Raw genomic sequence first — 14533 nt, forward strand, 5'->3', positions numbered from 1 at the left:
ATCAAAGGTTAGGATTTTTCATTCAACTACAGCCCTAAAATAAGGAAAACCTAAAATGGCAAATTCATGGGGAATACCAAAGCACATAGAAGATGCGGTCTCGGAGCGAGACCTGTGCTGTGTATATTGCGGCAAAAAGTTTGGCACTGAAAGAGCCAACAAGAAGTCTTGGGAACACATTATCAACGATATAAGAATTACAACCTTAACCAATATTGCATTGTGCTGTGTTGGCTGCAATGCATCTAAAGGCAATAAAGACTTAGCAACTTGGTTCCACTCTGAGAATGCTCGAAAAAGAGGTGTCAACACTGAGACAATTGCAGATGTCCTCAAAGTAGCTTTAGATAGTTAATAAATCTTTTAAATACTACAAGCCCTATAATACACCCGATCAATCACATTTGATTATTGTATTGATCTAATAATTTAAGCTTAGCATCTGATTCCACCATGAGTACCCAAACAAAATTCAGGTACTCATTTTACGAAGTGACCACCTGAAACGTGGCTAGTGAAATCATTGGAAATTTTCTAGGAATTTTATATAATTCATTACTTTTAGACATAAAAAACCCCAAGTCTTAATAAGCTTGGGGGTTTTTTAGAATTTTGGTCCCGAGGGTCGGACTCGAACCGACACATCATCTCTGATAGTGGATTTTGAATCCACCGCGTCTACCAATTTCACCACCTCGGGAAGGTGTTGAAACGTATAATAAACTGTTTCAAAAACTTGTCAACGCATGATGTTCTCATTTGATTAAAAATAAACCGTATAAGAATTTTTAGATGGATAATCCATCAATTTCAGCGTTAAAACCTAAAAAAGCTTATACTAAGCCAAATTTCATTATCCCCTTTTCAGATTTCTTAACATGCAACTTTCTGACTTTAACTTCAATCTCCCTGACGAACTCATTGCCCGCTATCCGCTTGAAACACGTAGTGCATCACGCCTGCTCCATCTCGATCTAAATGGCGAATATCACGACCATCATTTCACTGACATTTTAGACTTGCTCAATGAAGGTGACTTATTGGTACTGAACGATACCAAAGTGATGAAAGCCCGCTTGAAAGGCAAACGCGCTACAGGTGGTGCAGTTGAAGTCTTGGTTGAACGTATTCTTGACCCAAAAACCGCACATTGCCACATTAAAGCCAGCAATACGCCTAAAGAAGGTGCGGAATTATTTATTGGTCCAGACGAAGTTAAAGTGACCGTTCAAGGCCGTCATGAAAACTTATTTGTTGTGGAATTTTCACAGCCTATTTTACAAGTTTTAGATTTATACGGTGCTTTACCGATTCCGCCTTACTTTAACCGTGAAGCAGAAGCGATTGATACCGAACGTTATCAAACCGTGTTTAATGACCCAACCAAATTGGCTTCAGTTGCAGCACCAACAGCAAGCTTACATTTTGATGAAGCGCTACTCAAAAAATTGGCAGACAAAGGCGTAAATAAAACCTTTGTTACCTTGCATGTGGGTGCTGGTACATTCTTACCCGTGCGCACCAATGACATTGAAAATCACATCATGCACAGCGAATGGTGTGACGTATCAGAAGAATCTATGGCTTTAATCCGTGAGACAAAAGCACGTGGCAATAAAGTCATTGCTGTCGGTACTACAGCGACTCGCGCGACTGAAAGTGCAGCTCAAGCCAATGGCGGCGAACTCAAGGGTTGGACAGGTGATACACAAATCTTTATCTACCCTGGTTATGAGTTCAAAGTGGTCGATCGTTTAATTACCAACTTCCATTTACCTGAGTCTACCCTGCTCATGTTAGTTTCAGCATTGTCTAATCGAGACAATATTTTGAATGCTTATCACCATGCCGTCGAAAGCCAATATCGCTTCTTTAGTTATGGTGATGCAATGTTAATTGATAATATTAACCACAAATAAAATTACGCCGAAATCATCCCTATGCCGATAGATTCTGTAAAGCACTCCATCCATATTCGTCGAAAAAAGAATGCTGTGGTTTTTCAGAATATCGCTCGGCTTTGGGATATAGGCCGAAACGCAAAAACTCACCAAGAACTCCTCGATGGACTGCATCCATGGAATGCTCCCATTACGCTCAAATTTGAAAATTTACTCCCCCTAGCTTTAGCCGCACTGGGTATCGGATTCATGCTGTTTATTGTAATTCAGCCCGATCATGGCTGGGCACAGCTCTGCTTTGCTGCTGGGTTGGCCATGGTGTTCTGGGCCTATATCAGCTATGAAAAAGATGATCCGCTCAAAGAAGTTATTGCGTTTTTAGAAACTGAATGCATTGCTAGAAAATACCAACTGGCTTTTAACCGACAGCCTCAATACATTTCGATGCCGCTGAATAATCTGCAATTTATTGGCAATCTTAAACGCATGTTTCCCTTGTTTAAGCAAGGCAGCCTTTCGAATGACATTCAGACCTTTGCAAGCACCGTTTGGGAAGATGAAAATCAGCAACAGCATCAGGTCATGATCTTTCATTATCACTATGTGAATGAACTGAAAGTACGTGACAAAGACGGTGATGAAGTCACGGTGAAAGAAATTCATAAAGACCTGTGGGGCGTCTTCGTTTTTGATATTGGCATCCATGGACTTGCCGTATCTGCAACAGGCAAAAACTTTGGCTATCCCTATAGTTTTCCTTGGCACAGCAGCGATATTCAAACCAATCAAAAATTAAAATTTTATGGAGATAACCAAATGGAAATCGCTAAATTGCTCAGCCCGGGCTTTGTCCTCCGACTGGCGGATTTTTTTCAAAACCGTGAAGGTGATCTGCTATTTCATCCGAGCCACCGAATAATGTGCTATCTTGGCTCTACAGATTTATTTAAAGTCAGTAGTAAAGCAAAACGAATTCAGGATGTTTCTGCATTGCGTGGACATCTCAGAACCTTTAAATTAAATGCTTTAGAAAATTTGAAAAACGACTTAACGCAGTTTTTAAAATAGATTTCATACAATAATGCTTTAAATTACGACCTTTTATCTTGAGGATAAAATTTTATGGGGCTTTTGATCTTTGTTTTAATCATCATTGCATTGGTGATTGGCGCAATCATGATTCGCAACAACATTGTCCGACATCACAATGCAACCATTCGTGCATGGTCAGATGTAGCTAGCTATGAACGTCAAAAAATCAAAATTTTAGATGGATTACAGCCTTTGGTTGAGCAATATTCCAATTTTGAACAAGGGACTTTGGCAAAAGTCACTGAACTCCGTCAAAATATTATGAATTTGAACGTAAACAGTACTGATGTCAGCCAATTACAGCGTATTGAAGCCTTAAATCAAGATCTAATGCGCAGCCTGAATGTTGTGGTTGAAAACTATCCAGAGCTCAAAGCCAATGAAATTTATCTGAAAATGATGAATGAAATTGAAGAACAAAACGAAAATGTCGGTGCGGCGATTACTATTTTTAACCGCAACGTTGAGTTGTTCAACAACCACATTCAAGTGTTTCCTAACAATATTATTAATACGCTATTGCTGAGTAAAAAAGCGGTTCGCCCTTTCCGCGATCAAGCTGCCAGCCAAAATTTTGATTATCGTCCGAACTTTTAAGTTCGGGCTTTAATGCACAAAAGTAAAAAAAATAATGATGAGGTGATCAAGCACCTCCAAAACTAGAAAGAAAAATAAAATATGCAAAATCAAATTAATGCACTGAAAAATGTGCTGATTCAGGCGTTTTTCAAACTCTATGAGCAGCACCAAGACGACCATATTTACGCATGTACATTGGCGTTCAATCCCTATTTATCCATAGACTATATCGCAGTCTCTACGCAGCGTAGTATTTTTGCCGAAGATGAAGATTCTGCTCAATATCTTGCAGCGCATGATCGATGGAATGTGTCGAAATGGCGCTATCGTAGCCTACTGGCTTTAAGTCAAGACTTGGCGCAGTTCAAACTGACATCGGTAAATGAAGTGGGTCTTTTAGACCTTGATCCATCTTCGATCGAAAGCTCAATGAAGTCTGAGTCAACTAACCATCTTTCAATCTTGCTCAATGCCATACAACAAACAAAAGTCGACTTGGCTCAGTCCTACGGCATTGAATTGGACAACATCCTATTTTTTATCACGTTGCCTACACAGCCCGAAATAGAGATTTATTCAGCTCAGGTTTTAAATACACCAAGTACACAACTTGAAGATTTTCTTAAATCCAAACAACCCTTCCAACTCGACAGCTTACCCAAGCGTATGAAGTTGTCTCAGTATGATAAAGACCTGTTGATTGATTTGGCTCAAATCGTTGAAATACAACCTTATAACTATTTACATGTAGCCAATGAAGTCTATCTTTTAAGCTTAGAAAAAAGCTATGCAAGCACGAACCCCTATATTCAAAAACTCATTGACAGCATCGTGGCCATGACATCGGACCCGAAAGGCACATTTGCGATGGAAAAAGAAGAAATTTTGCAGCGAATTAACCAGTTCTATTTTAATGCCAAGAGTTCAGATGAAGCCTTGTCACAAGATGCGATCTATAAATTTACAGACTTAACACCCGACAAAGCTAGCGTTTAACCGCAGAATCAAGGAAAATAGAGCACTTTTAGCACTCTTACCATCAGCGAACTGTTTTTTCGCCTTGATCTGGACCTTGTATGAAGTTTGAAAAATTGGCGCAATCGGGCCGTGCTCGTCGCGGCCGTTTAACCCTTGAACATGGTGTTGTTGAAACACCTATGTTCATGCCTGTCGGTACTTACGGTACTGTAAAAGGCATGCTCCCACGTGACATTAAAGAAATTAAATCCCAAGTTATTTTGGGCAATACCTTCCATTTATATCTACGCCCAGGCCTAGATGTTATTCGTGAACATGGTGGCTTACACCAATTCATGAAATGGAATAACCCGATTTTAACAGATTCAGGCGGTTTCCAAGTCTTCAGCCTTGGCGCTATGCGCAAAATTAAAGAAGATGGCGTAACTTTCCGCTCTCCGATTGACGGCTCTAAAGTCTTTTTATCTCCTGAAATTTCGATGGATATTCAGCACACGCTGAATTCAGACATCGTGATGATTTTTGATGAATGTACGCCTTATCCTGCGACACATGAAGAAGCGCAAAAATCATTGCAGCTTTCTTTGCGTTGGGCAAAACGCTGTAAAACTCAACATCATGACGTGCTGAAAAACCGTAATGCCCTGTTTGGTATTATCCAAGGCGGCATGTACGAAGATTTACGTGATGAATCTTTAAATGGTCTGAAAGAAATTGATTTTGATGGTTATGCGATTGGCGGCTTGTCCGTTGGCGAACCAAAAGAAGAAATGATCAAAGTATTGGATTATCTTCCAGAGAAAATGCCTGCGGATAAACCACGTTACTTGATGGGTGTCGGTAAACCAGAAGATATCGTAGAAGCGGTTCGTCGCGGTGTCGATATGTTTGACTGTGTGATGCCAACTCGAAATGCACGTAATGGTCATTATTTTGTGACCGACGGTTTAGTGCGTATTCGCAATGCCAAATATCGTCATGATCAAAGTCCGCTTGACCCACATTGCGACTGTTATACATGTACAAACTTCACCAAATCTTATCTCTTCCATCTTGAGAAGTGCGGCGAAATGCTCGGTTCGATGCTCGGTACTATTCATAACTTACGTTATTACCTGCGTCTGACTGAAGCGATGCGTGATGCTCTCGATCATGGCACTTTTGATGAGTTTGTTGAAGACTTTTATCGTCGTCGCGGCATGGAAGTGCCACCTTGTCCTCAAGATTAATTCTTTCAGCATTTGCGCTGAAGAAAAAGACAAGGTAAATTGCTGAACAAGTCCAATTTATTTATCAAAGTATTGATAACCAGTTTTTTTAGTTTAGGAAAATGAAATGAGCCTTTTTATTTCTACTGCTCACGCGGCAGGTGAAGCTGCACAGCAACCAAGCATGATGGCAAACCTGTTGATGATTGCGGTATTTGTCGCAATCTTCTACTTCTTGATCTGGCGCCCTCAATCAAAACGTGCAAAAGAACATCGTGCACTGATTGAAAGCCTAGGTGTTGGTAGTGAAGTTGTTTTTGCGGGCGGTTTAATGGGTAAAATCACAAAAATCGAAGGTGATTTTGCAGTTGTTGAACTGAACCGTGGCGTAGAAGTAAAAGTACAACGCGCAAGTGTGATTTCAGTTCTGCCTGAAGGCACTCTAAATAACCTTTAATCAAAAAATAAGTCGTGCACTCGCACGGCTTTTTTCATTTTAAGAAGAAAACGAATGCGTTACCCAGCATGGAAATATCTACTGATTCTAGTGGTACTAGTCATCAGTACATTATATGCCCTGCCAAGTTTGTATCCTGATGAACCTGCTGTTCAAATTTCAGGTGCCAAAGCCGGTACCCAGATTGACCAAAGCATCGTACAAAAAGCAGAGCAGATTTTAAAATCTGAAAATATTGCCAGCCATGACAATAGCTTCACCAATAATGCCGCTTTATTACGTGTTGATTCGAGCGAACAACAATTAAAAGCGAAAGAAGCACTGCGTCGTGGGCTCGGTGAAAATTATGTCGTCGCACTGAACCTTGCGCCTACTACCCCAGAATGGCTACAAAAAATTGGTGCTAAACCAATGAAGCTGGGTCTGGATTTACGTGGTGGTGTACATTTCCTACTTGAAGTGGATATGGATAAAGCCATTTCACAACGTATGGAAACGTCTGCGGCTGACTTACGTCGCCAACTTCGTGACAATAAATTAAAATTCAATAGCTTATCTTTGAGCAACAACACCATTACGATGCAATTTGCAAATAATGATGATCGTTCTGCAGCTATGGATTTCCTTCGTCGTAACGGCAATGAATATACTCAACAAGCGGTTGCAACAACTGAAGGTTCAACACTACGTTTAAGCTACACAGATACACGTAAACAAGAAATTCAGTCTTATGCTGTCAACCAAAACTTAACAACTTTACGTAACCGTATTAACGAGTTAGGTGTAGCGGAAGCATTAGTACAAACCCAAGGTAGCAACCGTATTGTGGTTGAATTACCGGGTGTGCAAGATACTGCTGAAGCAAAACGTGTACTTGGTCGTACGGCAAACCTAGAGTTCCGCTTGGTTTCTGACTTAAATGATCAATACATCGATCCATACACAGGCCAAGCCAAAGGCTCATTACCGCCGGGTACAGAAGCTTTTGCTTATGAATCTTTGGACAGTGGTCGTCAATTATTGCTTAACCGTAACCGTATCTTAACGGGTGAACGTGTACAAAACGCATCATCAGGCTTTAGCCAAGATACAGGTGGTGCTGAAGTAAATATTACTTTGGACACTGCGGGCGGTAAGTTGATGTCTGAAGCTACTCGTAATGCTGTAGGCAAACGAATGGCAGTTTTGTTCATCGAGAACAAACAAAAAATTAGTTATGTTGCAGATCCTGCAACAGGTACACAAACTGAAGTTCGTACGCCTTATACAGAGTCTGTGGTCATCAATGCTGCAACTATTCAAGCGGTATTGGGTTCTCAGTTCCGTATTACTGGTCTGGATTCACCTCAAGAAGCATCTGAACTTGCATTGATGTTACGTGCTGGTGCATTGGCAGCGCCAATGTACTTCGTTGAAGAACGTGTAATTGGTCCGAGTCTCGGCCAAGAAAACATCGACAAAGGCGTATTATCAACTCAAATCGGTTTCTTATTGGTTGCGATTTGGATGGTGGTCTTCTTCCGTGTGTTCGGTTTGATTGCCAACTTTGCTCTCGTGGTTAACCTTGCCATGATTTTAACCATCATGTCTTGGATTGGCGCGTCCCTCACCCTTCCGGGTATTGCAGGTATCGTGATTACCATTGGTATGGCGGTCGACGCCAACGTACTGATCTGTGAGCGGATACGAGAAGAAATTAAATGGGGTGCCTCGCCGAAACAGGCGATTGTTGCGGGTTATGATCGTGCGTATAACACCATCTTTGACTCCAACTTAACCACATTCTTGGTTGCTTTCATTCTGTTTGCAATTGGTACAGGCCCGATTAAAGGCTTCGCGGTTACCCTAATGATTGGTATTGTGTGCTCGATGTTCACAGCGATTACCGTGACACGTGCAATCGTACAAATCATTTATGGTAAAAAACGTAACCTGAAGAAGTTGAGCATTTAGGAGATCGAAGATGACTGAAAATACTCAACCGAAACAATACGGCCGTCCGGACAACGAGCGCATTATTCCGTTTATGAAGATTGCCAAACCGGCAGCCTTGATATCGATTGTCTTAACGCTCGCAAGTATCTTTTTTATTTGCACCAAAGGTCTAAACCTCGGTTTGGACTTTACTGGCGGTATAGCAGCAGAGTTGAACTATAGTCAACCAGTAAAATCTACCGATGTGAGCTCAGCGCTGACAAAAGCTGGTTTTAAAGATCCTGTAGTACAAACCTTAGGATCTGACCGCGACCTGATGGTTCGTATGCCAGTTCAAAAAGACATTGAAGCTGAAGACTTAACCAAAGCCATTACGACTGCTGCTCAATTGCCAGGCAATAAAGCAGAAGTACATAAAGTTGATGTGGTTGGTGGTCAAGTCGGTAATGAACTCTATGTGCGTTCAGCTGGTGCTGTCGGCCTTGCCCTACTACTCATGTTGGTCTATGTGACCATCCGTTTCGAATTTAAACTTGCGATAGGTGCAGTACTTTCGTTATTCCACGATATCGTGGTAACGATTGGTATTTTTGCCATGATGCAATGGCCATTTGACTTAACTGTCTTGGCTGCATTATTGGCAATTATCGGCTTCTCACTGAACGATAACATCGTGGTCTCTGACCGTATTCGTGAAAACTTCCGTAAGATTCGCGGGGCTGAACCTGTTGAAGTTGTAAACAGCGCATTAACAGAAACTTTACGCCGTACCATTCATACCTCTATGACACTATTACTTGTTGTCGTAGCAATGATGGTATTGGGCGGTGATGGTCTGAAATGGTTCTCTGTTGCAATGTTTGTGGGTGTGTTTGTGGGTACTTACTCATCTATCTATATTGGTACGGCTTTCGCGTTATGGCGTGGTCTGAACCGTCAGGACTTCATTGTTCAAGTGAAGCCTGAGTTTGAAGAAGAAGAGATTCCTTAAGCTTTTCAACTTATAGTTCAGATCAAAACCCATCTTCGGATGGGTTTTTTTATGCGACTACCTTAAATAAATGAGCTAGGCAAAATCGCAATAATAGGATGTAACTTTTTAATATCGGATTGCAGGAATTCTACCTGTCGTTTTTGGTCTAGACTTGCAAATTGCCATGTATCATCTGTTTGCTGTATCACGTTTAAAATTAAATTTAAGCCATTTCGCAAATATACACAGGCTAGATCCGATCTCTCTACCCCTCGCCGTTCATCACAGACCACAAGCCAACCCTCTTGTAATACAGGGGCATAATACGATGCTGTGATGCGAATCAAATACAGGTCTTGAGTGTTTTTAAATAATGCTGAATATTGAGATGAATCATTTGAAATCGGTTTTAAAGAAAATGCCTGTGTCTCAACCACCTGCATTTCAAAAAGGACCAAGCTTGCTTGCTCCTCAGTGCACTTGTCTTGTTCTATAAACTGAACCTCATCATCCAAACTTCCCTTAATGAGTCCCAATTGTGACTCTAATTCACGGGCAAATTTCTCACCAATTTGGCGGTGACTATTCAACAATTGAGTAATTAAAGGGATGTCTAAATCATGATGTTCACAAACCGCTTTGCCATTTTTAAATTGGCCAGTTGCGACCCATCGATCGATTGCATGAGATAAATTCTGTCGACGTTTTTCAAAAAGTTCTGTTGGCAACATAAGCATTCGAGTTTTATTTTAGCCTTGCTCCAATATAATAAAAAACCCGCATGCCGCGGGTTTTTTATTCAATCTTTTTACTTATAAACAAAATGCTTGATCAACTGCCCTGCACCAAACGGCGTGCACTGATAATGCCTGGTTGCTGTTCAAGACGTGCTAACAACTTAGACAACTGTGCCAAACCTTTTACTTCAATCAACAGCTTCATATTAGCAATACCATCACTTTCAGAGATTGTATTCACCTGACGAATGTTGATTTGATCAGAGAAAATAACTTGGGTTAAGTCTTTTAACAAACCACGGCGGTCATAAGCTTCAACCACAATTTGTACACTTTGACCACGGGTTGGCTGCATTTCCCAATCGGCTTCGACAGCGCGTTCGGGTTCTTGACCAATCATACGCACATAGTCAGGACAAGCGACTTTATGAATACTCACACCACGATTCAAAGTAATGTATCCCGCAATCGACTCCCCATGTACGGGCTGACAGCACTGTGCAACGTGTAATTCCACGTTATCCAGTCCATCAATCAAAATACCATGCGCAGATAAGGTATGACTCGCACGCGGATTCAATGTTGGTTTAAGCACCAGCTCAGGTTCATCCTGATCCAGATGCATATGACGGTTTACCTGATTGATTAAGGCATGCAGGCTAATATCACCATTCACCAAACCAATTAAGATATCCTCGCCTAATTTCACATTGAAATGGTTGCAGTAATCATTCAAATCAATGCTTTTTGGATGAATCGCAAGACGTGATAATTCTTTATTTAGAATTTCACGCCCCACTTCCAAATTCTTGCTACGGTCTTGCTGACGGAACCAATGGCGTAACTTGTCACGAGCACGTGCTGTCTTGATATAACCCAGTGAATTCACCAACCAATCACGGTTCGGCTCACGGTCTTTCTTGGTTAAAATCTCAACTTGCTCGCCAGTTTTTAGCGTATAAGTCAAAGGAACATAGCGTTGGTTTACACGTGCTGCATAGCACTTGTTACCCACTTCAGTATGTACATGATATGCAAAATCTAAAACAGTTGAGCCACGTGGTAGTTCTTTAATATCACCATCACGACTAAACACATAGATTTTCTCAAAATCTTCGAACTCTTGTATTTGTTCAAAGTTTTCCGAGTCTTCTTCATCCTTATGTGCACTGGCATCATTACGTTCTTGATAATGTTCAAGTACCGCACGAAGCGAGTGTAGACGATGATTAAATGAATAATCGGTCGTCTTCGAACCTTCTTTATAGTTAAAGTGCGAACATACCCCTAGCTCAGCTTCTTCATGCATGTTCTTGGTACGAATCTGCACTTCTAGCGATTTATTTTCTGCAATGACTGCGGTATGAAGCGAACGATAGCCATTAGCTTTAGGGTTAGTAATATAGTCGTCAAACTGATGCGGGATGTGACGCCAAATTTGATGCACAATACCCAATGTGTGATAACACTCAGGTACGCTATCCACTAATACACGAACTGCACGAATATCGTAAAGCTGATCAAAACTCAGGTTCTTACTTTTCATTTTTCGATAAATCGAATAAATGTGTTTCACCCGACCATTAATTTCGGCCACGATGTCATGATCAAGCAATTCTTTGCGTAATTTATCGGTTACAAACTGAATATATTGCTCACGCTCTAGACGTTTTTCATTTAATAAAGATGCAATTTCCTTATAACGTTCAGGCGCTAAATAGCGGAACGCTAAATCTTCCAGTTCCCACTTTAACTGTGCAATCCCTAAACGGTGCGCGAGCGGCGAGTAAATGGTTAAAATTTCTCGTGCGACACGCTCTTGACGCTCTTTGGTTGAATGCGCTAACTCACGTAATGCATAGGTACGTTCAGAAAGTTTGATTAATACAACGCGAACATCTTCGGTCACCGAAATCAGCATTTTATAAATGCCGGTCAAATGTTCACGCTGGTTATTATTAAAATGATCTTCTAAACGTTTATTTTGCTCAATCAGGTCAGACAACTTACCCATGGCAAGCGTGCCTTTCACCAAAGCATGCACTTGATCGCCAAATTTGCTTTGGACTTCTTCTAAACTGGTTACGCCTTCACGAACACTTCGATACAGCATGGCTGCTGATAACGTATCTTCATCCGCATACAGATGAGCAAGAATATCCGCCATTTCAATACCCGTATAGAAGGTATTCGAGCGATGGTTGACCGTTGTTTCAAGTTCATTCTGTAAGGTCAGATGTGCAACTTCTTCGAGTTGCTTTAGAGGAGCCCCGTCAAACATGCCACTCACACGCTCTAGCCATTCAGCCAAATCATGCTGTGCTTGCTCGGCATGTTCTACAGTCGTTTCCTGAGACAGCTCATTGAGACGTCCAGGTAATTGTTCACGTACTGTGACCATACCCTACTCCTAGTTTTCTACGCTTCATAACTTTTAATCGTTTATCTGATTTTCTTTTTCGAACAAAGCAATCGATTCGACATGCCCTGTATGGGTAAACATGTCCATGACACCCGCTTTTTTCAAACGGTAGCCTTGTTGTACCAGCATTCCAGCATCGCGTGCTAGTGTTGCAGGATTACATGACACATAAACGATTCTTTTTGCACTAAATTTGGGCACATAACGCATTATTTCTTCTGCACCAGAACGTGGAGGGTCTATCAATAATGCATCAAATCCTTGTTTTGCCCAAGAATGATGCGAAAAATCTTTTGTTAAATCTTGTGAATAAAATTTCAGTTGCGAAAGGCCATTGTTTTGTGCATTTTCTGCACCACGCTGAACCATTTCTTCACTCCCTTCAACTGCAACGACTTGACCCGTTGAACCCACACATTGAGCAAGTGGTAAAGAAAAGTTTCCTAAGCCACAAAACAGATCTAGAACTCGCTCACCCTGTTGTAACTGAAGCAATTCACATGCCAGTTTCACCATTTGCGGATTAATCGTGGAATTCACTTGCGTGAAGTCCTGAGGATTAAAGCCAAATTCCACAGCAAAGTCACTTAGACCATAGTGCAGACGCATCGGTGCATCGGGATGATCCACGCGATGTAAGCTGTCTGGCCCTTCAGGTTGTAAGTACAGTTGCCACTCTTTATGTAACGTAAATTTTACTAATTGGTTGACATCTTCCGCGCAAAGTTCCGCCGTATGACGAATCAGGAGGGCAATTTCTTGATCTCCCATGGCCAGTTCCATATGCCCAATATCTGCTTTACCTTGCAAACCTTGTAACAGTTGTTTGAGTGTGGTGATTGAGCCAAACTCACGATCCAACACCATACAACGGTCAATCGAAGTCAGTTTATTTGACTGGCTTTCACGAAAGCCGACCACGAGCTTATCTTTTGCAGGTAAGTAACGCACACCGATACGCGCTTTACGACGGTAATCTTCACGCAATGAACGTAAAGGAGCTAACCATTGATCAGGTTGTATCCCAGCAAAATGTTGCAAATGTGATTGTAAAACATCTTGTTTTAAACGAATTTGCTCGTCGGGATGAATATGCTGCATGCTACACCCACCACAGACCCCATAATGTGGGCAGGCCGGTTTAACCCGTAGAGCAGACTCTTCACTCAGCAATTCCAGACTATCTGCTTCTTCGAGACGCTTAACGACATTAGTAATACGCGCATGCACCGTTTCACCTGGCAATGCATAACGAATAAATACTTTCTTACCGTGTTTTTCCGCAGGATGATCTGGATGCGTCCCAAAGTGCGCTATGCCTCGCCCCTCATGTGAAAGCGATTCAACCTGAAATGTATAAATGGGTTGTTGGGCTTTTTGGGGTTTGGCTTTGTGTTTCATGCGTACCTAATGTGTGGAAGATGGGAAATCAGATTGGGTGAATTCGGTACGTTGCGAGGTTTGCTGCCATACCAATAAAAAGTCAGCGTGTTGCGGCTGAGTTTGTAAATATTGAATCGTACTTTGAATCAAGTGCTGATGATCATTCAACAATAACTGCCCTTTCAGCAACAGCCAGCGTAAATAAATCAACCATGTATTGAGCACATCACCTTCACAGTAGCTGGTCAGTTCCATCCACTGTTGTTCACGCACATATTCAGGCACATGGTAGCCACCATCACCACGTTTACCGGGGAAACCAAGTAAATGTGCTGCATCGTCGAGCTTTTGAAAATGACGACCATGGAACATGGCTATGACATCCATCAAATCTACATGACGATGATGATAACGATTCTGGTAGTTATTATAGCGCTTTTGCGTATCAATCTCGCCCTGATCGAACAAACTTGGTGCAGATAGTCCGTGATACATGGCACGGAACAAAATCACAGGCAAATCAAACTGTGAACCGTTCCAACTGACCAAGGTCGGATGACGCTTTTCAAAAATAGAAACGAATTTTTTTAAAATTTCAGCTTCGCTATTGTCTTCACGGCTAAATGAAAACAACTTCATGCCCTTTTCATCAATCCATAGTCCAGAGATACAGACAATTTCATGCAAGGCCAAACGCTGAAAATCCGTGCCCGCCTCTTGGCGACGCAGTTTAGTCAGCGCAGCATCTAGATCCACCTCAGGCAGATCCAGTCCATACAAATGCGCACCTGACTTCAAATCTGTCAGTGTTTCGATATCAAAAATTAAAACAGGTAAACGCATAAGTACTCACCAGTGCCGATCGGCC

Annotated in this window: 13 protein-coding genes and 1 tRNA gene; 9 read left to right on the plus strand and 5 right to left on the minus strand. The window is 41.6% G+C overall.

Going from position 1 to position 14533, the window contains the following annotated elements:
* Nucleotides 1–55: 55 nt before the first annotated feature.
* Nucleotides 56–355, plus strand: a complete 300-nt coding sequence (locus FTU05_RS07995) for an HNH endonuclease (protein ID WP_180164886.1) — start codon at nucleotides 56–58, stop codon at nucleotides 353–355.
* A gap of 258 nt (nucleotides 356–613) precedes the next feature.
* Here the strand turns inward: FTU05_RS07995 and FTU05_RS08000 are convergent.
* Nucleotides 614–700 (minus strand) — tRNA-Leu (locus FTU05_RS08000).
* A gap of 178 nt (nucleotides 701–878) precedes the next feature.
* Between FTU05_RS08000 and queA the strand changes: the two genes are divergently transcribed.
* The 8 genes from queA (at nucleotide 879) to secF (ending at nucleotide 9141) form a co-directional block, all read left to right on the plus strand.
* Complete coding sequence (queA, locus tag FTU05_RS08005) at nucleotides 879–1919, plus strand: tRNA preQ1(34) S-adenosylmethionine ribosyltransferase-isomerase QueA (RefSeq protein WP_180164888.1); 1041 nt, start codon at nucleotides 879–881, stop codon at nucleotides 1917–1919.
* 21 nt (nucleotides 1920–1940) lie between these two features.
* Entirely contained in the window at nucleotides 1941–2969 is a 1029-nt protein-coding gene (locus FTU05_RS08010) for a hypothetical protein (RefSeq protein ID WP_180164890.1), read from the plus strand.
* A 54-nt stretch (nucleotides 2970–3023) separates the two neighbouring features.
* The gene (locus tag FTU05_RS08015; RefSeq protein ID WP_180105892.1) at nucleotides 3024–3590 is read left to right on the plus strand and encodes a LemA family protein; all 567 of its coding nucleotides are present in this window, start codon (nucleotides 3024–3026) and stop codon (nucleotides 3588–3590) included.
* An 81-nt stretch (nucleotides 3591–3671) separates the two neighbouring features.
* The gene (locus FTU05_RS08020) at nucleotides 3672–4568 is read left to right on the plus strand and encodes a DUF4303 domain-containing protein (protein ID WP_180164892.1); all 897 of its coding nucleotides are present in this window, start codon (nucleotides 3672–3674) and stop codon (nucleotides 4566–4568) included.
* 80 nt (nucleotides 4569–4648) lie between these two features.
* Nucleotides 4649–5779 carry a tRNA guanosine(34) transglycosylase Tgt gene (tgt, locus tag FTU05_RS08025; RefSeq protein ID WP_078191270.1) on the plus strand — a complete coding sequence of 377 codons (1131 nt, stop codon included), beginning with the start codon at nucleotides 4649–4651 and terminating at the stop codon, nucleotides 5777–5779.
* A gap of 106 nt (nucleotides 5780–5885) precedes the next feature.
* Nucleotides 5886–6215, plus strand: coding sequence for a preprotein translocase subunit YajC (gene yajC / locus FTU05_RS08030; RefSeq protein ID WP_078191271.1), 330 nt, complete (start codon nucleotides 5886–5888; stop codon nucleotides 6213–6215).
* A gap of 54 nt (nucleotides 6216–6269) precedes the next feature.
* On the plus strand, nucleotides 6270–8168 hold the full coding sequence (secD, locus tag FTU05_RS08035) for a protein translocase subunit SecD (protein ID WP_180164894.1): 1899 nt from the start codon (nucleotides 6270–6272) through the stop codon (nucleotides 8166–8168).
* A 10-nt stretch (nucleotides 8169–8178) separates the two neighbouring features.
* Nucleotides 8179–9141 (plus strand): protein translocase subunit SecF, encoded by a 963-nt coding sequence (secF, locus tag FTU05_RS08040; RefSeq protein WP_180164896.1) that lies wholly within the window; start codon nucleotides 8179–8181, stop codon nucleotides 9139–9141.
* Between the two features lie 62 nt (nucleotides 9142–9203).
* Here secF and FTU05_RS08045 read toward each other — a convergent pair whose 3' ends face one another.
* The 4 genes from FTU05_RS08045 to FTU05_RS08060 all read right to left on the minus strand — a co-directional run bounded on the left by FTU05_RS08045 (nucleotide 9204) and on the right by FTU05_RS08060 (nucleotide 14508).
* Nucleotides 9204–9854 carry a hypothetical protein gene (locus FTU05_RS08045; RefSeq protein ID WP_180164898.1) on the minus strand — a complete coding sequence of 217 codons (651 nt, stop codon included), beginning with the start codon at nucleotides 9852–9854 and terminating at the stop codon, nucleotides 9204–9206.
* A gap of 100 nt (nucleotides 9855–9954) precedes the next feature.
* Nucleotides 9955–12261: a bifunctional (p)ppGpp synthetase/guanosine-3',5'-bis(diphosphate) 3'-pyrophosphohydrolase gene (locus tag FTU05_RS08050; RefSeq protein WP_180164900.1), complete on the minus strand. Its 2307-nt coding sequence runs from the start codon at nucleotides 12259–12261 to the stop codon at nucleotides 9955–9957.
* Between the two features lie 33 nt (nucleotides 12262–12294).
* The gene (gene rlmD / locus FTU05_RS08055) at nucleotides 12295–13683 is read right to left on the minus strand and encodes a 23S rRNA (uracil(1939)-C(5))-methyltransferase RlmD (protein ID WP_180164902.1); all 1389 of its coding nucleotides are present in this window, start codon (nucleotides 13681–13683) and stop codon (nucleotides 12295–12297) included.
* A 6-nt stretch (nucleotides 13684–13689) separates the two neighbouring features.
* Nucleotides 13690–14508 (minus strand): 3'-5' exonuclease, encoded by an 819-nt coding sequence (locus FTU05_RS08060; protein WP_180164904.1) that lies wholly within the window; start codon nucleotides 14506–14508, stop codon nucleotides 13690–13692.
* Nucleotides 14509–14533: the final 25 nt, after the last annotated feature.

It is taken from the genome of Acinetobacter sp. YH12049 (genome assembly GCF_013419875.1).
Classification (GTDB): domain Bacteria; phylum Pseudomonadota; class Gammaproteobacteria; order Pseudomonadales; family Moraxellaceae; genus Acinetobacter; species Acinetobacter amyesii.